16 protein-coding genes are annotated in these 19,310 nt (G+C 40.6%); 3 read left to right on the top strand and 13 right to left on the bottom strand.

What is annotated here, in order from left to right:
- From HF974_03925 to HF974_03905, 5 genes are all read right to left on the bottom strand, one after another.
- On the bottom strand, positions 1 to 756 hold the full coding sequence (locus tag HF974_03925; protein ID MBC2697486.1) for a 7-carboxy-7-deazaguanine synthase QueE: 756 nt from the start codon (positions 754 to 756) through the stop codon (positions 1 to 3).
- A gap of 30 nt (positions 757 to 786) precedes the next feature.
- Entirely contained in the window at positions 787 to 1,737 is a 951-nt protein-coding gene (gene mch / locus HF974_03920) for a methenyltetrahydromethanopterin cyclohydrolase (GenBank protein MBC2697485.1), read from the bottom strand.
- An 85-nt stretch (positions 1,738 to 1,822) separates the two neighbouring features.
- Positions 1,823 to 2,260: a GNAT family N-acetyltransferase gene (locus HF974_03915; protein ID MBC2697484.1), complete on the bottom strand. Its 438-nt coding sequence runs from the start codon at positions 2,258 to 2,260 to the stop codon at positions 1,823 to 1,825.
- Entirely contained in the window at positions 2,257 to 3,459 is a 1,203-nt protein-coding gene (locus tag HF974_03910; GenBank protein MBC2697483.1) for an amidohydrolase, read from the bottom strand. The genes HF974_03915 and HF974_03910 overlap by 4 nt, the downstream gene beginning before the upstream one ends.
- 41 nt (positions 3,460 to 3,500) lie before the next feature.
- On the bottom strand, positions 3,501 to 4,664 hold the full coding sequence (locus tag HF974_03905; protein MBC2697482.1) for a DUF763 domain-containing protein: 1,164 nt from the start codon (positions 4,662 to 4,664) through the stop codon (positions 3,501 to 3,503).
- A gap of 175 nt (positions 4,665 to 4,839) precedes the next feature.
- Here HF974_03905 and HF974_03900 point away from each other — a divergent pair, with 175 nt between their 5' ends.
- Positions 4,840 to 4,989: a hypothetical protein gene (locus tag HF974_03900; GenBank protein ID MBC2697481.1), complete on the top strand. Its 150-nt coding sequence runs from the start codon at positions 4,840 to 4,842 to the stop codon at positions 4,987 to 4,989.
- Between the two features lie 19 nt (positions 4,990 to 5,008).
- On the opposite strand, the gene HF974_03895 is transcribed toward HF974_03900, so the two are convergent.
- From HF974_03895 to HF974_03875, 5 genes are all read right to left on the bottom strand, one after another.
- A complete protein-coding gene (locus tag HF974_03895; GenBank protein MBC2697480.1) occupies positions 5,009 to 5,299 on the bottom strand; it encodes a hypothetical protein in 291 nt (96 codons plus the stop codon).
- A gap of 365 nt (positions 5,300 to 5,664) precedes the next feature.
- Entirely contained in the window at positions 5,665 to 8,697 is a 3,033-nt protein-coding gene (locus tag HF974_03890; GenBank protein ID MBC2697479.1) for a hypothetical protein, read from the bottom strand.
- The gene (locus HF974_03885) at positions 8,697 to 9,161 is read right to left on the bottom strand and encodes an endonuclease (protein MBC2697478.1); all 465 of its coding nucleotides are present in this window, start codon (positions 9,159 to 9,161) and stop codon (positions 8,697 to 8,699) included. Before HF974_03885 ends, HF974_03890 begins: the two co-directional genes overlap by 1 nt.
- A 2-nt stretch (positions 9,162 to 9,163) precedes the next feature.
- Positions 9,164 to 10,957 carry a DUF1998 domain-containing protein gene (locus HF974_03880; protein MBC2697477.1) on the bottom strand — a complete coding sequence of 598 codons (1,794 nt, stop codon included), beginning with the start codon at positions 10,955 to 10,957 and terminating at the stop codon, positions 9,164 to 9,166.
- Positions 10,958 to 10,959: 2 nt separating this feature from the next.
- Positions 10,960 to 14,760 (bottom strand): DNA/RNA helicase, encoded by a 3,801-nt coding sequence (locus HF974_03875; GenBank protein ID MBC2697476.1) that lies wholly within the window; start codon positions 14,758 to 14,760, stop codon positions 10,960 to 10,962.
- 269 nt (positions 14,761 to 15,029) lie between these two features.
- Here HF974_03875 and HF974_03870 point away from each other — a divergent pair, with 269 nt between their 5' ends.
- Together HF974_03870 and vsr are read left to right on the top strand one after the other, a co-directional pair.
- Positions 15,030 to 16,289, top strand: a complete 1,260-nt coding sequence (locus HF974_03870; GenBank protein MBC2697475.1) for a DNA cytosine methyltransferase — start codon at positions 15,030 to 15,032, stop codon at positions 16,287 to 16,289.
- Positions 16,290 to 16,374: 85 nt separating this feature from the next.
- Positions 16,375 to 16,788, top strand: a complete 414-nt coding sequence (vsr, locus tag HF974_03865) for a DNA mismatch endonuclease Vsr (GenBank protein MBC2697474.1) — start codon at positions 16,375 to 16,377, stop codon at positions 16,786 to 16,788.
- A gap of 187 nt (positions 16,789 to 16,975) precedes the next feature.
- Here vsr and HF974_03860 read toward each other — a convergent pair whose 3' ends face one another.
- The 3 genes from HF974_03860 to HF974_03850 all read right to left on the bottom strand — a co-directional run bounded on the left by HF974_03860 (position 16,976) and on the right by HF974_03850 (position 19,055).
- The gene (locus HF974_03860) at positions 16,976 to 17,323 is read right to left on the bottom strand and encodes a GNAT family N-acetyltransferase (protein ID MBC2697473.1); all 348 of its coding nucleotides are present in this window, start codon (positions 17,321 to 17,323) and stop codon (positions 16,976 to 16,978) included.
- Between the two features lie 104 nt (positions 17,324 to 17,427).
- Positions 17,428 to 17,577: a hypothetical protein gene (locus HF974_03855; GenBank protein MBC2697472.1), complete on the bottom strand. Its 150-nt coding sequence runs from the start codon at positions 17,575 to 17,577 to the stop codon at positions 17,428 to 17,430.
- Positions 17,578 to 17,939: 362 nt separating this feature from the next.
- Positions 17,940 to 19,055, bottom strand: coding sequence for a serine hydrolase (locus tag HF974_03850; protein ID MBC2697471.1), 1,116 nt, complete (start codon positions 19,053 to 19,055; stop codon positions 17,940 to 17,942).
- Between the last annotated feature and the right edge of the window lie 255 nt (positions 19,056 to 19,310).

Genomic DNA, 19,310 nt, shown 5'->3' with positions numbered 1-19,310 from the left:
TCACAACTGCCCCATCATCTTATGCACCTGCGGAACTGCCCGCACATCCTTCAAATATTTCCCTGCCGCATCCATCAGTTCCAGCAGCCGTTTTGACGTCGGCGGCTCAAAACCCGGACAGGAAGTCACAGGCTGCAGTACCAGGGGCAGGGTCCCGTCAATATCAGACAGGCCCCTGGCAATTATGTCCAGGTCATTGCCAGAAGTCTTGTCAGTCACCACACATTTGGCAAATGTTACTGCACCCGCATCATAAAAGATACCAACCGTATCCAGTTCGGCCTTTAACAATGACTGGTAATCCTCAGTTGCTTTGTGCTCGGGCAGCTTGACATCACATGCCGCCACATCCACCACATACTGTACCTTTCTCGCCTCATCAGGCAGGCAGCCGTTAGTCTCCAGGTACAGGGGGTGGTCCGGATTCCCGGATAATTCAATGATACATCCGGTCTGTGTCAAAGGCTCGCCGCCAGTCAGGGAAAGGTGCTGAGTGGCAGGTGACCATACATCCTCAATAATCTCAACAAGAGTGTCCATATCAACAGGATTCGGGATATCCATTAAATCACCAGTGCCCGGGATGCGTTCCACCCTGCATACCGGCCCAGCCGGAAGTCTGGAGTCAGGAGTATCGCAGTAGCCACAGTTCAGGGGACAGCCCATGAACCTTACAAAAACCTGGCGTACACCTGTAAATATGCCCTCGCCCTGTATCGAATTGAATATTTCATCAATGTAAACTGGGCCGGTCATTATTATTTCAAAATAAAAAAAAGTGCGGATTTATAATCCGCTAATGCCGTATGATTCCATGATGACCTCTGCATTCAGGTGGCCTGAGTGATAGGTCTTACCTGTATCAAGGTCGTTCACCAAGACTTCCGCGGGAGCAAAGATGTTGGCATCGATCTTGTAGAAATCATAGCCTGCATCCTTGAATGTCTTGAAGAAGGGTTTACCGTAATCGGATGACGTAGAAGATGGTACCTGCTTGAACAGCTCCTCATCAAATCCGCGTGTGGTCAGTACAATCGAACCGTAATAAATGACACTGTCATTGGTGCATCCCATAGCCTTCAGGTCATCCTTGACCACAGGTGCAATGGGTGCAGTACCAGTCCCGCACACGATCTGGGTGGTATCGAACCCGAGTTCGTTGAGCTTGAAGATACCTGTCTCCACAACCCTGCCTGAAACCTGGACCGAGCCAACGATACTGGCAGTTGGTGCCACCAGTGCTACAGTGTTCTCCACTGGCACATTACATTCATCTGCAATGAACTGCATGACCTTTTCATCCGGAAGTGCACTGGACTCCAGGGCAATGACCGTAGAATCAAATTCATCTTCATACTGTATTCTCTCGTATGTGTGCTTTGGCTTTAGTGAAAGTGCCCTTGCCGGGCCTGAACCCATGGCAAAATACTTGTCAACACTGACCTGCCAGCCAGCTTTCTGCGCACCAAGGCAGGATATCGAAGGATGATCGGTGCTTATGTCAATGAAGGCCAGTGGAACATCGCCCACTTTATGCACGGTAATACTTGAACTGTTCAAACCGCCCATACAGATATCTGTAAACATCAATCCCGCATCGTAACTACCGCTTACGTTCACGCCGCAGTCGATGACATTTGCTCCATTCTTCAGTTCAACAGTCTTAATCTTGAGTTCTTCAGCCTCATCCATCATATATTCTGCAATTTCAAGTCCCTTTTCATTAACACTTAACATCCAATCACCTACCATATTGGTTTAAACCCATTCGTGAGATTAGGATATAAGGTTTTTGAAATGCATCTGCTAAGGAAGCTGAACATTATGGACGATACAAAAAGAACAGTGTATCATCATTTTCGTTAACAACTGAAAAACCGTGTTTTTGATACATGTTGATAGCCTCAACAAATGTTCTGTCAGTTTTCAATGTGACCACATGATAATGGGTCCTGGCAAATTCAAGTGCCATTAAGAACAACTTCTTACCAAAACCCCGGCCCCTGAACTCCGGTTTCACATAAATACGTTTTATTTCACACTTTTTTGAATTTATCCTGCGAACTGCACCTGTCCCCACCACAACACCCTTAATGGTCCCTATATAGAACACACCGCCATTGTCAATGTAGTATCCGCAAATATCCTTAAGGTCAGAATCCTTTACCGGATCGTACCCGAATCCTTCTCCTTCAAGCACACCCAGAACAAACTGCCTCACCTCGCCGGCCCGGTCAGGTGTGAACACCTCTATTCTCACAGCAGGTATTCTCCGGGGTCGTTCAAAAAGTCCAGTGCGATAATGGCCAGCATCCTTGTGCCGTCCACCAGCACAGTCTCATCGATGTCGAACCTGCTGGAATGGTTGCCGTCAGTAATACCCTTTTCTTCATTCCTTATTCCCAAACCGATGTAGACACCTGGTATCTCCTGAAGGTAGTAGGCGAAATCCTCTGACCCGAAGAAAGGTTTATCGTCACCTACTTCAGGGAAATGCTCTTTAAGGAGCCTCAATACCTTATTTGAGAACACCGGGTCATTGACCAGAACCGGATACCCGTGCTCAATATCAAGTTTATAAGCTGGCAGTCCAGGGAAATCCTGCTTACCATACATATCCACCAGTTCATCAAGGACCTGTTTAATGATATCCTCTATATCCTGTGTATCCCTGTTGTCAAAGGTACGGAAACTGCCCATTACATCCACTTCATCAGGTGTCCTGTTGAACTGGGACCCACCCGCTATCTTACCAAAACCTAAAATGAACCTGTCTTGCGGTATCTTCATCTTGATCCTATCACAGATACAGCCAATAAACCTGGCAGCAATTGCAATCGGGTCAATAACAAGCTCCGGGCTGAGATGATGCCCGCCCTTACCTGTGATCTTTATTTTCATTACATTTGATGCCGCCAAAAATGGCCCTGCCCTGAATTTTATCTCACCCGAATCAATGTGGCTTAAAACGTGCAGTCCCACTATTGCATCCACTCCATCCAGGCCGCCGTCCCTGATAACATCAAGTGCGCCCCCTGGGGGCTGCTCCTCAGCAGGCTGGAATATCAATTTGACAGAGCCAGGGAAATTATCCCTTTGCCGTATAAGATGCATGGCAGCCCCCAACACTATTGCCATGTGGGCATCGTGCCCGCAGGAGTGCATAAAACCCGGGTGCTGTGAAATATATTCACTGTTAAACTGTGTCGGCTCCTCGGTCACCTCAAGTCCATCCATATCCGTACGCAGTGCGATGCATTTCCCTGGACCTTTGCCCTGTATTGTGGCAATAACACCAGTGTTGGCAATATACTCTCCCTTAAGCCCTATCTTCTCCAAAAGCTCCATCACTGCCTCCTGTGTCTTAAACTCATGGAAACTTAACTCGGGTATCCTGTGCAACCGGCGCCGTATCTCTATTATCCGGTCCCCGATCTCTTCATCATCTGTCAAGTACATGTAATCCTCATCCAGTCCCTGTTTATTTATCTAATCCCTGTTCATTCATCTGAAATAAACTGGCTCAGCCTTTTTATAGCATTCTGTTTATCTTTTTCACCCAGCCTGGCAGATTCCACTGCATCCTTTAGGGTGCTGATACTCTTGTCATAGGTGTCCCGGTCTACAGGAAACGGGAATCCATCCTTCCCACCGTGGGCGAAACTGTATTTCACAGGGTCGCGCCAGCTTGGCCGTGTACCGTAAACAAGGTCTGAAACCAGTGCCAGCGCACGTATCTTTTGCGGCCCCATGCCCCTTAGCGAGACAAGTTCCTCGTAGGATGAAGGCTGGAGTTCGTAGGCTTCCTTTAGCACCTTCATCCCCTTTTCTGTGATATCCATATCTATTATATGATGACGGGGCGGTAGTGACAGTTCATCCACCCTTCTACCTGTGAAACCATCTAACCTGCCGCCAGTGAGATCATCCAACCTGTTGCCAGTGAAATCGTCCAGCCTCGTCTGGTTCTTTTTGCCGAAATACTGCCTAAGGTGCTCGGGACCGTCCAGTATAAGGTCAAGGCTTACTTCCTGTGTATTATAGCTCTCCCTTGCTGTCATGTCCAGCACATCGGGTTTGATATCATCAGATGCTATGCCGGAATGCGGCTCTTCTACAAAACTTTTTACTCCTTCTGATAACCACTGGTACCGCCTGGCATATGAATCGTTCATACCCTGCTGGATAACGGTCCAGTCTCCTTTCTCGTCAAATACCAGGCAGTGGTGGTACAGGCTGTAATCATCCTGTATCAGGCTGTTGTCAACCTTTGCGCTCATCCTGCTTGAGTACTTTAGCTGCTCGATGTCTGCGGTTGAAAGACTGAATACATCAGCAGTCTGCTCTATTTCATCCAGCGTCTTCCTGGACGTCCTGCCTTTCCCGCCGCACACTTTGATGCCGTGCTCCTGGGGGTCCAGTGCAATTTTCAGGGCACCGCAGGTGGTGGTGGTGGTGCCGGAACTGTGCCAGTCGAATCCGAGCACACATGAGAACGCCTGGAACCAGTAAGGGTCTGACAGCCGCCTTAGCATCTCATCCGGCCCGTAATCCAGTAATATTGCATCGCAGATGCCGCCTGACAGTTTGACCATCCTGTTGAACAGCCATCTGGGTGCTGCCCCGCCGTGCAGGGGCAGGTTCGTAACTCCTGTTCGTTTCATGGGTGTGTATATGTTTGTGGACTGAAGGTTAAATTCATTGGCAATTGTTTAGGACAGGGGTGGTTAAAAATAATTCTAAGGAAAAGAACCGGGCCCAAAGGGGGACTGATCAGTTATTTTGGAGTTTAGTAAATATTAACCACCGAGATCACAGAGACCACATAGAAAGTTAAAAATGGTCTGCGCACTCCGCGTCCTTGGTGGTTCAAAGTTCACACGAATCCACAAGGTTGGCTGCCACCTGCCGCCCTATCGGGCTGCGGTGGCAGGAAATGCGGAGAAATGGGTGACTATCGGGCAGTCATTAATAGTGGTTTCAATCTGAGAGTAATACTCTATTGCATTCATAGGCTGATACCTGACAATATGTTCAACTTTTTATTCCAGTGATCCAATCCTTTTTTTGCTGCATACCAATCAAAATAGTCATCGAGGTCGTCCAGATGCCCGGATTCAAATTTTTGCATGAAAATATCTGAACTCATCTTATATTTTGTCTCAAAATCTTTACATAAATCATAATACCTGGCTTTTTTATGTTTTGCGAGCCGCTCATCCAGAGCTAGGGCAGAGCGAATTACGTCGCTTACCTCCTGCATTGAAAAGTCACTATTCACATTAACATTCAAAGCCATGACATTCTCTCCTTGGTGTAAATATGCAATAAATTTATAAATAACCATTGGATGAAAATAATATTTCTAATCTGCGAATGGATATAATAAAAATTAACTGCAAAGTGCGAAAAAATCGCAAAGACCTTGTTGCCTTGGCTTAGCGTCCATTGCGTTCGTTGTGGTGCATTATTACATAAAAATTATATTTAAACTGACGCCGGCAGCTAACCGAAATAACATCCACTTCGCACCCCCAGACCGCTGGATACCTATGCATCCACGAGGCACCGAAAAGCGCCTGCCAGCCCGACCTGGGTGTCATGAACAAGGACAGCAGGATGGGGCTAATTGAGATGTGCAATATCGAAAGTAAAAGCAAGATTTTATTTGTTTGTTTCAATAAAGTCTTGGTAGTTTTCAAATATTCTCAGTGGTTCTACTTCGCATGAAACGTTAATCTTGTAAACGTCAATAACCCTGAACATCTCTGCATTTTTCATAATCTGCATGATTTGTTTTTCGAGCTGAGAATAAATAGCGGAATATTTTGCCTCAATATTTTTATCATGTCTCTTTAATGAATTTCGGCGAAGATTCTGGAGTGAAATTGCTGCAGCATATGATCGATCTGCGACTTGAATATCAGACAAAATGTCCGGGCATAAATTTCTAAGCACACTGTAAATCGTTCGCATATCATTGCGAGTAAAAGGATGCTCTACTCTGTATAATCTATATATACCAGAATCAAGAGTAACCTCTTCATAATTCGTCCACCATCCTATTATATAGTCTGGATTGACTGCTGTAATCCCTGAATCAGCGAGTATTGCGGCAATACAATTTTGCGATTGTCGCAACTCAAGTGAATTATTTTCTGCATACTCATGGACTGTTTTTTCAAGAATCATGTTCCAGTGGACAGAATCATTGAATAGATTTCTGAATCCATGCCATTCAAATGGTCCTCTCTGAAACTGTAATTTGTCACCAAATTTCATCATAAATTCAAAGAATATTGATCTGAATGAGATATAAAATCCTGCCCGACCGAGAATTATCTCATTCTCCATTAAATTTTTCTTTATTGAATTGAGCGATGGATCACCATCAATTGAAATTTCTTGAAATTGGCTGCCGTCTTTTATCAGTATAGAGCAATTTAAAGGGAGAAATACACCTCGATTTTGTGAGTCAATGCACAGTATTGCAGGTTCTTCAGATTTAATCTTAAAATGAGTTTTGGATTCTCCAGATATCCCAGTTACGCCACCAGAATCGGTAAATTCTGAATATGGCATTATGAATTCCATCTCGTCCATGATATCTTCATACATTTCAGATAATTGTCCCGTCTCAGGAATATTTATCATGCTAAGTGACCTATTCAGCAAATCTGGAAGTGTTGCAGCATCATCCGGCTTAATAATCGGATAAGCATTTATTTCAAGGAGCCTCTTCTCAATAATATCTTTAATATTTCCAATTCCTTTTTCATCTCCAATGAAAATGAACCTGTCAACACTGGACGAATGCAAACCATAGTCTATAGAAGGATAGCGTGTAGAAATGATACAATGTCTGAATCCTTCAGGTATTGTTCCCTCAATGCTTGCTAAGTTTTTCCACCCACAGAAGGATATGCGTGAAAAAGCAGTATCCTGTATGGAATCATTTCTCCGTAGTAAACGTTCGGTTCCTTTTACTTCAGAAGGATAGACAACGACTGTAATGTACCAGTTTTCACTAGAATCGAGGATATTTTCTATGGTAGATATGATTTTTTCCCTGAGTGGATTTATCTGTTCTGGGGTGCCTATCTGAAAAATCTCTTTCAAAGTATCATCGAGTGATATGAATATGTTCTGATCAAGTGCATCATAAAGTCTGCTCATGACAAGATCATAAGTAAGAGAATCACTACGCCATTTTTTAACTAATAATGTTTCAGGATTTTGATACTCTCTTCTGATATTCAGGGGTGTGGAGAGAACTCTTTTGAAATAAATTTTAATATCTCTGTTGAACTCATCATCAAGATTAGATAAGCAATTATCTAACGTTTCTACAATTGTGTTGTAAGAATCCACTATAACATATTCAGGAGTTATTTTTCTGATTTTCTCTTTAATAATCTGGCTCATGTTTGATGAAACAGGATTAGGATGTTTTGATTCATTTCCAGCAGGTAGATTATCGATAATATGTGGAGAATCCCAGGTATGGGGAATTACCTTAATAGATTGAAAAAGAGATTCATTGTCGTTTAATTTGTAAAACTGACGAATATCAGGATTTGTTGAAAACATAAGAACCGTTTTCATGGAACACTTATTTAGAAACTGTAGTAATGTTTTGCTTCTCTCCCCCCCGAATCTGGAATCGGAGATTATTTCATCTGTATTATCGATGATAAGAATATCAGGAGATATCTCCTGTACATTTTCCAAGACTGTTGCAAAATCAGGTTCGGAAGATAAAAAATGTAATCTGATATCTTTATGTGTTGTTTTCTCATCAGTCTCTTCTCCATAAAAAAGATGAGGTATTGTTGATTTACAGGTATACAATCTGGTTGAATTTAAAAGGACGTCCCATAACCATATTTTATTATATTTAAGATCGCCAGTCCAGCGTTCCTGTTCATTAAGAGAAACATCCCATATGCCGTCTTTATTAATCTCTTTTGTATTTGACCTGCCGTTTAATTTATGCTCTGTAATATTTCTTAATAAATCCTCCTTGAATTCAGAATCTTCTTTGATAATCTCATTTTTACATTTTCTTAATGTTTTATAGAATAATTTAGTTTTTAATTCATTTGCACCAATTTTTTTATATATTACATCTACCACTTTTTCTTTTTTTAAAATTAGCTTTCTATCCAAATGTTTGATTTCTTTTTTTATTTTAGTACTAACTGATTCTGCATTCACGGTATAAATCATATTTGTGAATACAGAGTGTGAAGATGGTGAAATTTCAATTTTGTCTTCTTTATAATTGGAATAGTTCCCGATTACAGCGGCACGTTTCCCGGGATTATTCATGAGGTATTCAAAAACCAATAATGGAATAAATCGTACATCATGCCATGGCCATGTGATAAGAAAAAACCCATTTGTTTCAGCCGAAAGCCAGTCAATATATGCCTGCTCTATTATATTTGGTTCTATTTTCCATTTCAGAGGGATACGCGAAAGATACTGTTTTGCATTTTCCCCTTCCCTCTTTATAATATAATTAAGAGTTTCTGGAAATAATTCAGAGGAATGCAGATTTATTGTTTTTTTGAATTTTGCACCACAAGATGTACATCTTAGACTGGATTTATCAAGTATTTCAATTGCTCCTCCATTTACATGTGGTTCATGACAATTAGGGCAGGTAATCCCACGATAATAGTATGTTCTCATTATGACTTTAACCTCTTAATGAGAGTCAGAATCTGCATTGCAATGGTGGAGTCATTGACAAGAAATCCCAGTTCATAATTTTTAAACATTCCACTAAATGTAAAATTTGCCGAACCGGAAAGAACTTTATGCCCATCTGCCACCAGAACTTTAGCATGCAGCATTTCCTCTTTTATCCGATATAATTTTAGATAATCAAATTCATCTTTTAACTTCAATATTGAGAGTACCGCTTCATTTTCTTCCTGCGTTTCCTCACTGTAGAGATAGATTTCAACTCCCACGCCTCTTTCAAGTGCATTTCTAAGATCATCAATAATATCCATACTGGTAATAACGTAAACTGTCATCACCAGTTCATTTGATGCTTTCGAAATGAGTTCATGAATGATAGATTGAAATGACCTTACACCATAACCGATCCATTTTTCACCACTGGCTACTGGAACAATCTCCACCAGCATTATCATTCTCCAATTACAAGATGTCGATCAAGCCAAAGATTTCGGTGTTCGCATGATGTTTCAGATATTAAAAGACAGCTGTAACAGGCTGCACCATTAATACTCTCTGAAGATTTATTAACATCATTACATAGGGGATCATTTGAGCAGATACGAAGATTATTAATTGCTGTGTTGATAATATCCTGGAAATATTCCACTGTTCCAACAAGACCTCCCATTCCGCTATCTTCTCCAGGTGAGGTATTATAAATTAAAATCCCACCGTTTCTTCCATCACGGGATATATAAACACGTTCTCTCAATGAAACTGCAGAATAACCAGTATGAGCAGATAATGAACGAATTACGGCGTGAGATAGAGTATGGAGCCAGACAAATTCGGGTTTTTGTGTTACTTCAGACCAGTCAGTCTCATATTCCATGTCAGATTTTCTAAATAAGTTCCAATCGCCATACGCAGCCTTTGAAGAGAGATCAGGCAGCATCCCACCATCAAATGTAATGAATATTCCCTCCCCAAATCCTTCATATCCGGGAAACCAGATACTTCCATCGAGATATGCTCCAGAAGAGATTTTACCGGGATTTTCTTCATCACTGAAATTAACCAGACGGATGTAGCCGGTTTGGACAGTGATTGTCCTGATTTTATTTACCGGATGCACCAGTAATTTTGGGATAATATCAGAATCTGGTATAATGGTTTTCGGGTTGGACATTGAAAAATTGTCCGTCGGGTTCCCTGCACCTGAAAGCAGCGATTCAAATTCTTCATACATCAGACCCATAAACGACTGGTCCTCTACATGTAGACGATGATAAATATCACAGAAATCTGAAACACCACCTTTATTTATTTCATCAATTATAATTTGAAAAGAATCTTCAGGAATCCTGTTCATTAACGAAGAGGATATCCATTTGATGAATACTTCCTTATCCATATTTTTAAAATCCATTGGAGCATTCATAATGGTATCAAGTGCTACTGATACGTCGTTTCTTTGAAGAATTCTGGATATATTGTTATCATATTCTGGAATTGTTAAAAGTGTCATCGTTTCTGATACATGCAATGAGGTGGACTGCCTCTGTGTGATTTTCATTTTTTTTTCACACTTTTGCGGCCTTTGTGGTTTAGTATAATATGGAGGAAACGACGATGGAGACGGTGTCTCCTTTTCGGGAGTTCTTCCAGTGCAGAAAAAGTTTATTTTATAAATTTCCTTCATATTTGATTTTGAACCACAATGGGGACACTCTATAACTATATCTGAGAGTGAACTGCCACTGGATTTCCAGAAATAAAAGGGTGGTTTACAATTGTCCTTTCCATGAACTGCATACTGCCAATTGACCTCATCAAGATGTCCTGCAGAACATGAAACAACAAATCTCGTTGCTGAGGATTCGACATTTGTTTTGCAAAGGGGACATTTTGGACCATTATACAATATTGGTTTATGTTCACCTTTTCTTCCATAGCACACTTTCCAAACGGGAAATACAAAAGTAGAATAAATCCTGTAATTTCCAGGCTTTTCAAGGCCCGCATTTGTAGGAAGTGCAACAATACGAATACGTGGTTGGTTACCGGACTGTTTCTGAATATATTTTGACAATCTTATTTCTGCAATTTCAAATCTTTCAAAAATATCTTTGCTGAAATATTCAGCAAGCCCACGGTTCATGGCCGGAATTATTCGGGGTCCATTTTTAGTCTCTATTATTGACCCTGGCCCATAGGTTAGTACAAATTGAGATCTGCTTATGTGTTGGAACTCTCTTTCCATATTTACACCTCAAATGCTGTTGTTTCCTCAATATCTCTCAGAGATTGAGGGGCATTTTTATATACAGTTTTTAAATCCTGAATTCGTTCATGGGCGGGATCTCCTAAAACAACGTTTTTTTCTGCAGTCCTGTATAGTGTATATTCATTGTATACCAGATTTTTACCTTTTCCAGTTAGTTTCTGGGATATATCCAGCCATTTGTCAAAATGGGATTTAAAATATTCAAGAACGTCAGCATCATCTTGCCCACGATTAATCAGACAATCTCTGATAAATACTTCAAAATCTATTTTTGCCATCGGATTCTGTATGTTATCGCCAGATTCAGTGAACCATTCCACACCTGATTCAGGCATGTTTCTCAGGAACGATACAATTGCCGGTCCTGCAGCTTTTGCCATACAGCCATCTGAAAATGGTGAAACAGATGCTGGTTCAACTTCAAGATTAATTCTGTGATGATATCCTGTGAAAATTTCATAATGGCTCAAATCCCGAGGCCTGCCAGCCTTATAGAAGGTTGTCACAAGTGCTCCACGGCTTCTTCCCACACGCCCGGTTGCCTGAATATACTGCGATGTTGTTTTTGGTTGCCCATTAACTACCATAAGAGAAAGGTGTGAAATGTCAACACCCGTACCGAACATTGAGGTAGTAAAAATTGCATCCGGATTCTCACTTATTTTTCGGTTATGTCCCTGTTCAAGTTCCTCCAGCATCTGAGGAATGTCAGTAGAATCGATTCTGCTTGATAGTTCGACAACTCTCTCACTATCAAGATTTCTCGGAGAGTCTCCTGAGATATTATCGAGTCGTTCAATAATATCCTCTCTGAAAAGGGCTCTGTTTCCTCCGAGTTCCCGTAATGAATTGAAATATCCGACAAGTGTCCAGAAATTAATTATATTCTCCTCTGAACGATTATCCTGTGCTGTTTTAAGAAGTCTGGCCCATATCCTGATTATTGGAGTTAGTGATCCTTTACCAGGTGTATAAATTCCCATGTATATTCTTCCTGGCCTGTTTTCCTTCCATCCTTCAGACCAGTCAGGCATTTTCACAAAAAAACTGTCTTTAAATGTAAGACCATAAGCCGGAAACTGAAACAAAGGTCTGTTGAACAGACGATCTACCTGATTTTCCGCTTGGTTAACTGTGGCAGAGGAAGCTATGTATTTCGGTTTTCCTCCAGACACATGAATAAGACCATCAACAACAGATTCATATAAGCCGAACATACTTCCAAGAGGGCCATCCATTAAATGGAGTTCATCCTGTACAATCATTTCTGGTGGATGGAATGCCCTGACATTGACAGAGTATTGTTCGCTTCTTGCTGTTTTATTGGTTTCTTTAGGAAACAGACTCTTATGGTAATAACCATAAATAGAATTGAAATTCGTTATATTTCCAAATATTGAAGCTGTTCTTGGTTCAAATGCGAGTCGTGCAATCTTATCCGCCGTGCTCACGATAACTGTTGGGCAACGATGGTAAATCTGTTCATCAACGGTGTATGCAGGAATCGGGATGCAGGACCCTGGTAAAAAGTGCATTGGATTGTTTTTTAAGAATAAACCATCGGGTAATTGTTTTTCATTTTCGTGTGAAAGATTAAGAGGAACCCCTTCTTTATGGTTTACTTCGTTGTTCAGATCACATTCCGGATTCGTGCAAAAAATTTCAAAATCAGCATGAGATTCAGTTTTCCTGCCTGGTTCATGAATTGATGGAAAATATCCTGGCCTCGAAGGTCTGAAGGATAAAATTTCCACTCCATAACTCTTCTCCAACCCGGTAACAAGATCATCAATATATTTTTCTTTAACTTTTGTGGTGCTTTCAAGTGTCAATGAGAGTGTCAGATGATTTGGAAGAAGTCCATTATCTATAAAATCAATATTCTTTATGGGGTCCGGATACTCTAAAGTTTTGACATGGTTCTGTAAATCTTCAATTGACCGTGTTGATTTTACAACCATATGCAAAGTGTTACTTCCCACCGGCAACCCTGCTCGGGGAACTGCAAGCCATTCTCCACATACAGGACATTTTACAATTTGTGCGGGTTCACCGTCAGAAACACCTTCTTTCAAAGCCTTTATTGCACTATAATCACCATAGCGGAGATGGTTAGGAGAAACACCACCTCCCACCCACATCCCAGCTGAAAATCTTACTGAGCCGAATAACCAGTTATCAGATAAATGACACTTATCTGGTCTCCAGCCAATCACACCATTGCGATTGAAAACACGCAGATATTCTGCTGCGGTTATCATCAATAATGTCCTGCGAAACTGCTGCACTGTCAATAGACGGAGTGTGTAACGGGTGATTATAGCTGTTCCTGCACCTGTTATATTGATGTCTGAATCTGACGTATGATTTTTTGCTTTCCTGCGACGCAGGGCAATAGTAAAAGCCATCATTGCAAGATATGCCTCTGTTTTGCCACCTCCTGTGGGAACCCAGAGCAAATCAACATGGTTTCTATATTCTGAATCCTGTGAATAAAGGGATTCAAGATTCATTAGGAAAAATGCCAACTGGAACGGTCTCCAGCAAAATTTATCGTTGTTATCACCATATTTTCCTTTATTTTTCCAGGTATCCTGTAGCCAGATAACTTTGTTTGCAAAACAGAATGATAAAAGAGCTTCTTCATTATGTTTAAGACATTCAATTCCAGATTTCAGACGTTTGAGAGACGATTTCTGGTGATTGATCAGTTCTTTAACCATCTCCATTTCTTCTTCCGTAAAGCCAGTGGATGACATTTCGTTCATTTTTATCCATTCTTCGTAGGCCTCTGTTAGAGGTGAAAGATATTTACTAATATCTTCAATGCCCCACATTTCAGACAGTTTAAGAGCAGATAATTCTGGCACCTCTGTAAAAGAAGATTTATCCCATGTCATGTTTGGTGAAGAATCTGGATAAAGTGGTATAAATTCGCTTCTCACATCACAATCGAAAAATTCCTTACAATCTTCGAAATAGTCACCATCTTGCCATAGTTTCTGTTCCACAAATTGGTCCTGATAATCAACTTTCTTCCATATTGCTGAGCACATATGACCCCGAGCAAGAACTGGATTATCTCTGTATATGAAATCCAACTTATTGCCTTTAACTGAATTTAAAGATTCAAGGTGACATTCACTACCAAGAATAACACGTATGGAGGGTTGATAGATGGAGGCTTCTACAGTTGCATCTCCTTTACATTCCCCAATATTCAGGTCATTGATAAGACTTAAAACGACATGTAACGCCCCATCCAATGGAATTTTTTTTATATGGAGGAATATTTTTCCATCACTGCCATCATATACCGTTTCTTCGTCATGTACATCATTCGAGAGAGGGATATCCAGAATCTTTCTAAATGGCTGTCGTTTCCAGGATTTTTCTGATGCATCTGCATCCTTTGACGTATCATTTTCAGGGTCACTGACTTTTTTATATCTGCCCCACGTCACACAGACATTTAGAAGTAGATTTTCTCCTTTAAGCAGAAATGAGATTCCAAATGATTTTGGCTTCATCCGGGGATCAAGTTCAGTTGGAAGTACAGGAGATGTGTCTGTAGATGAATTGCCGTCATCTGTTTTTGAATCATCACCATCAGAAATCAGGATTTCAGATTCAGGATTTTTTTCTATTTTTTTGCATTTTTTGGGAATAATTACCCCAGTTAAATATTCAGTGTCTGGGTTAGCACCAATAATTTCTTCAGGACCATTTCTGGGACCTACCACCTCTTTTATAAGTTCCTCAATTAATCTATCCCTCATACATTTACCTCATTGATGACTTAGCGTTAACAAAAATATTATCTGCAACAAACTTAACTATATTTTAGCAAGGATATATATGTTTCTTAGTATTGTTGTAAGAACATATTTTTACGAGGAGATGAGTGATATAAGAGTGCCAGAAATAAGATATGATACGTTTCAATAAGAGGTTACAATGTGCAAAATAATTGAAGGGGAATGTCTTTATACTATATTTCATATAATTTTCTATAAATTACAATTAACCAAAAAGTGGAAGACCACATATGAATAAAACCCTCAGATTTCTTGATCTCTTTGCAGGTGCAGGGGCCCTGTCTGAAGGGTTCATCTGGACTGGTTATTCTCCAGTTGCTCATGTGGAAATGGATCCGGCTGCATGCTATACCCTGAAAACCCGTATGGCATATCATTGGCTGAGAAGTCAAGGTCGTACAGATACCTATTATGACTATCTGCATGGCAGAATCAGCAGAACTGAATTATATGAGATGATTCCGGAATCAGTGATTGCATCAGTAATCAATGCAGAAATCGGCAAAGAATCTTTACCTGAGATATTTGAACACATTGATGGACTGCTGGAAGGCCAGTCTCTCGATCTGATTGTCGGAGGTCCACCATGTCAGGCATATTCGATTATCGGGCGATCACGAGACAAAAACCGAATGCAGGGTGACACGAGGAATTATCTTTATGTTTATTATGCAGAATTCCTGAAAAGATACAAACCTCGCTATTTCGTGTTTGAAAATGTTACAGGCCTTTTTTCTGCAAAGTCTCCTGACAATGTCCTGTATTTCGAAAGTATGCGGAAACTGTTCCTCAAAGCTGGCTATGAAACTGAGTACAGAGTTCTCTTTGCAAATGATTATGGAGTTCTTCAGAAAAGAAAACGTATTATCCTGGTCGGTAAAAGAGGAAAAGAGACAGGTTTCTACCCTGAGCCGGAAATGTGGCATCCACAGGTGAAAGTTAACGAGATTTTTCAGGATCTGCCTGAATTACAGGCTGGCGATGGTTCAATGCTTCCCTGCCGATTGAAGAAATACACCGGCCGATATCTCTATGAAGCTGGAATACGCAATGATGACATGCCGGTTACTTTGCACCAGTCACGGCCAAATACAAATCAGGACCTTGAAATCTACCGGATTGCAGTCAGAAAATGGAATGAAAAACAGGAAAGACTGCACTACAAAGATCTTCCGGAACGACTGAAAACACATCAGAACCATTCTTATTTCCGTGACCGTTTCAAGGTTGTAGCGGCAGATATAGCTTATTCTCACACCGTTGTGGCGCATATATTCAAAGATGGTCACTATTATATACATCCGGATATCAGCCAGAACCGGTCACTAACTCCCCGTGAAGCTGCCCGTCTACAGACTTTCCCAGATGATTATTTCTTTGAGGGCATATTAGATAAACCCGGGCGTACAGCTGCTTACCGTCAGATAGGAAACGCTGTACCTGTTCTGCTATCCCAGAAAATTGCTGAGAAATTACAGGAAGTCTGGTGATGGATTGCGCCCGATAAGGTCAAACAGATTTTGATTTTAATTTAATTATATTACAGATGTTATAAAATCAGTTTGTGGAGGAATAATAGTGGATGTCCATTCACCAGATCAACGCAGTTTCAACATGTCCCGTATAAAAGGGAAAAATACTAAGCCGGAATTGATAGTACGGCAGTGGCTTTGGCGGAATGGATTAAGGTACAGGCTTCATCGGAATGACCTGCCCGGAAAACCGGATATAGTTTTTACAGGACGTAAAAAAGTCATCTTTGTAAATGGTTGCTTTTGGCACAAACATAATTGTAAATATTTCAAATGGCCTAAATCCAATACCGAATTCTGGCGGCAGAAGATTGAAGGTAATGTACGCAGGGATGCAGACAACTTTGTTGCATTAACTGCTGTAGGGTGGGGATATATGGTTATCTGGGAATGCGAAATCAAGGAAAAAAACCTGGAACCGTTGTGGGAACGGATCAAGGTAAAAAACGATGAATAAAATCTACAGACAGACCCTCATCCCTGAAATATCCCACCAGCAGTGCGCCCATACCGCATACCCTGGCTAACACCAACATCACCCCACAAAATCCTTAAGAGATTCTTCCGGCTGCATTCTTTCCACAACAGGCTGCATATCAATGTATATCTTAGGAAAATCGGCCTGCTTGTACCTCTCCACCACCCTAAAACCCCAGCCTCTCATAGAAACTCATACTCTCGGGATTGGAATCCACAGTAAGGTACCGGCAGCCTATGATCCCGGACACAGATAAAGCCAGCCCGATAGCAGCCAGGACTAGGAACCTGCCAAACCCCTGCCTCTCACAAGTTTCGTCAACCGCCAGTCTGGCAATCTTGATACTTGGGTATTTATGATACGGATAACCGTCTATACCATCTGCTTCATCAATGGCCTGGACCTCGATGGTATCGGCAACAATAGTGAAAAATCCTGTAATACTCTTATTCAGGCAGCAGAGATATGTCCTGCTTATCATTTCGTCTTGGTCATCCAGGGCATCATTTATCAAAAAGTCGTTAAGTTCGGCATTTGTTGACGTAAAAGAAGTTACATCGTAACTTTTTGTTAAAGGTACAATAGAAGGTTTATCTGCAAAGATTGGTTAGGATTCCATCAGTGTTTAAAATTGCATTTATATATCTGCCTGGCTTCTTTGAACATGTCCACCTGTTCTCGGGTAACTTTTGGATTTTTCTTATCCATCCAGAACTGTCTGGCATCTTCATCCTTCAGTATCAATCCAAGCTCAATTGGTTTTGCCATATTTTCTCTATTTAAGAGTTCTTTTATTGTGATATAATATTTACTCTTCTACAATTTCAGCAACATCATTTCTTCAATTCACTTGATTTGGAGCAAATAGATGATATACGATTATCTCTTCTCTTTCAATTTTACTTACCTATTTAATCAGGAATATTCTTACAAAACACTCCTGGGAGTTGACTTCAGCGGTGCGACCATACCCCACCCACCGGCCCGGCACAGAGCCACACCTGACACAATACCGACCATAATGCCAACCAAGGTTCAACAACCACTTCACCCCCCAACCCTATGCCTCTTCAATCGTAGGGGCTACAAACCAATTTCAATCCACTAACATAAAAAAATTATATTGAGTCCTATTTCTTTTCTTTCTCGAATTTTCGGATTAAATTGATCACTTTTAACACAACTCTAAAGGGTCTACTTGCAGATTTTCCCTGATTCATTGTTCCGGCAATATAAATATCCAGCTTTTCACAATAAAATAGAAATGACCCAATTGAACCAAAATGTCCCGTAATATTTGGATAAGAGAAAAGAAGAAAGAAAAGTTCAGGAGGTACAAAATGCATTGTACCAAAACCATAATACATTCCCTTTTGCAGTTTTTTCCAATCACGCATTAAATGTCCTGTATCTTCATTTGAAAAAATCGTTCCAGTATTAAATGCTTTAATGAACACCAGACAATCATCAACTGTAGAGAGAATACCGCCATCAGCCCAGGAAGATTCAAAAGCTTTTATATTTGTCAGATCAGTATTCTTAAAAAAGAAGTGTGCCGGTTTTTCTATATTCGAATCAATAGGTTTAGAACGCGTATAAAGATAAGTATGTTTCATACCAAGTGGTTTAAAAATAAGTTCTTTATACACATCATGAAGAGATTGTCCAGTTACGGATTCAATAATAAAACCCAGAAGCTGGAAATTTGTATCTGCATAAGAAGCCCTCTCACCTGGTGCAAATTCAGGTTTAAGATTGTCTCGTGCAAAAGCAACTGTATCCTCTACAGTCCAAATTCTGTCAGGCTCTGAAATAAGAATCTCAAAAAAGCTTTTTTTATTCTCTGGTGCTTTAGTATAATAATCAGGGATTCCTGATGTATGACTTAAAAGATGACGTACCAAAACCTGATCTGTGTAGTCCTTTCCAGCATAAACATGAATTCTATTGATCATGGAAGAAGGAAGGTAATCCGACATAGGAGCGTCTAATTTGAGTTTGTTCTTTTCAAAAAGAAGCATTACAACAGTTGCTGTAAACATTTTAGTAATGCTGGCAATAAATACAGGAGTGTCTACAGTCATTATTCGATTCTCTTCAGGATCAGCCATACCGGCTGCACTGGACCAGTTGAATTCACCATCCCCTGTAGAAACAGCAAGCACCGCATTTTTTACATGCTTATCACTTTTCACAATTTTATCAATTAATTTTTGTAGTTTATGCTCTACATCCGTGTTTTTCATTTCGAGACACCACCTGATTTTGAATTAACAAATATGAATTCTTTTCAACACTGATTCTCTTATTTTGTTCTTATACTATTCTACATTTTTCCTTCAATTGTGGAGGAGCTGCATGACAATTACATCCTGGATCATAAGTAATCTAACGGTCTGGCAAGAGACTTTTTATTTTCTTCTGGTTGAACCAAATATGCGTCCAAACCAAACATATCTAACCTAAATATTTCAACTGTCTTCATTAAATGATAAACAAAA

The sequence above is a fragment of the ANME-2 cluster archaeon genome (assembly GCA_014237145.1).
Classification (GTDB): Archaea; Halobacteriota; Methanosarcinia; order Methanosarcinales; family Methanocomedenaceae; genus Methanocomedens_A.
This window is presented reverse-complemented; position numbering and strand designations above follow the sequence as displayed.

Coding starts and splice junctions, on each gene's coding strand:
- HF974_03925 (MBC2697486.1), bottom strand. CDS start 756: ATGACCGGCCCAGTTTACATTGATGAAATATTCAATTCGATACAGGGC.
- mch (MBC2697485.1), bottom strand. CDS start 1,737: ATGTTAAGTGTTAATGAAAAGGGACTTGAAATTGCAGAATATATGATG.
- HF974_03910 (MBC2697483.1), bottom strand. CDS start 3,459: ATGTACTTGACAGATGATGAAGAGATCGGGGACCGGATAATAGAGATA.
- HF974_03905 (MBC2697482.1), bottom strand. CDS start 4,664: ATGAAACGAACAGGAGTTACGAACCTGCCCCTGCACGGCGGGGCAGCA.
- HF974_03900 (MBC2697481.1), top strand. CDS start 4,840: ATGGTCTGCGCACTCCGCGTCCTTGGTGGTTCAAAGTTCACACGAATC.
- HF974_03895 (MBC2697480.1), bottom strand. CDS start 5,299: ATGGCTTTGAATGTTAATGTGAATAGTGACTTTTCAATGCAGGAGGTA.
- HF974_03890 (MBC2697479.1), bottom strand. CDS start 8,697: ATGAGAACATACTATTATCGTGGGATTACCTGCCCTAATTGTCATGAA.
- HF974_03885 (MBC2697478.1), bottom strand. CDS start 9,161: ATGCTGGTGGAGATTGTTCCAGTAGCCAGTGGTGAAAAATGGATCGGT.
- HF974_03880 (MBC2697477.1), bottom strand. CDS start 10,957: ATGGAAAGAGAGTTCCAACACATAAGCAGATCTCAATTTGTACTAACC.
- HF974_03875 (MBC2697476.1), bottom strand. CDS start 14,760: ATGAGGGATAGATTAATTGAGGAACTTATAAAAGAGGTGGTAGGTCCC.
- HF974_03870 (MBC2697475.1), top strand. CDS start 15,030: ATGAATAAAACCCTCAGATTTCTTGATCTCTTTGCAGGTGCAGGGGCC.
- HF974_03855 (MBC2697472.1), bottom strand. CDS start 17,577: ATGGCAAAACCAATTGAGCTTGGATTGATACTGAAGGATGAAGATGCC.
- HF974_03850 (MBC2697471.1), bottom strand. CDS start 19,055: ATGAAAAACACGGATGTAGAGCATAAACTACAAAAATTAATTGATAAA.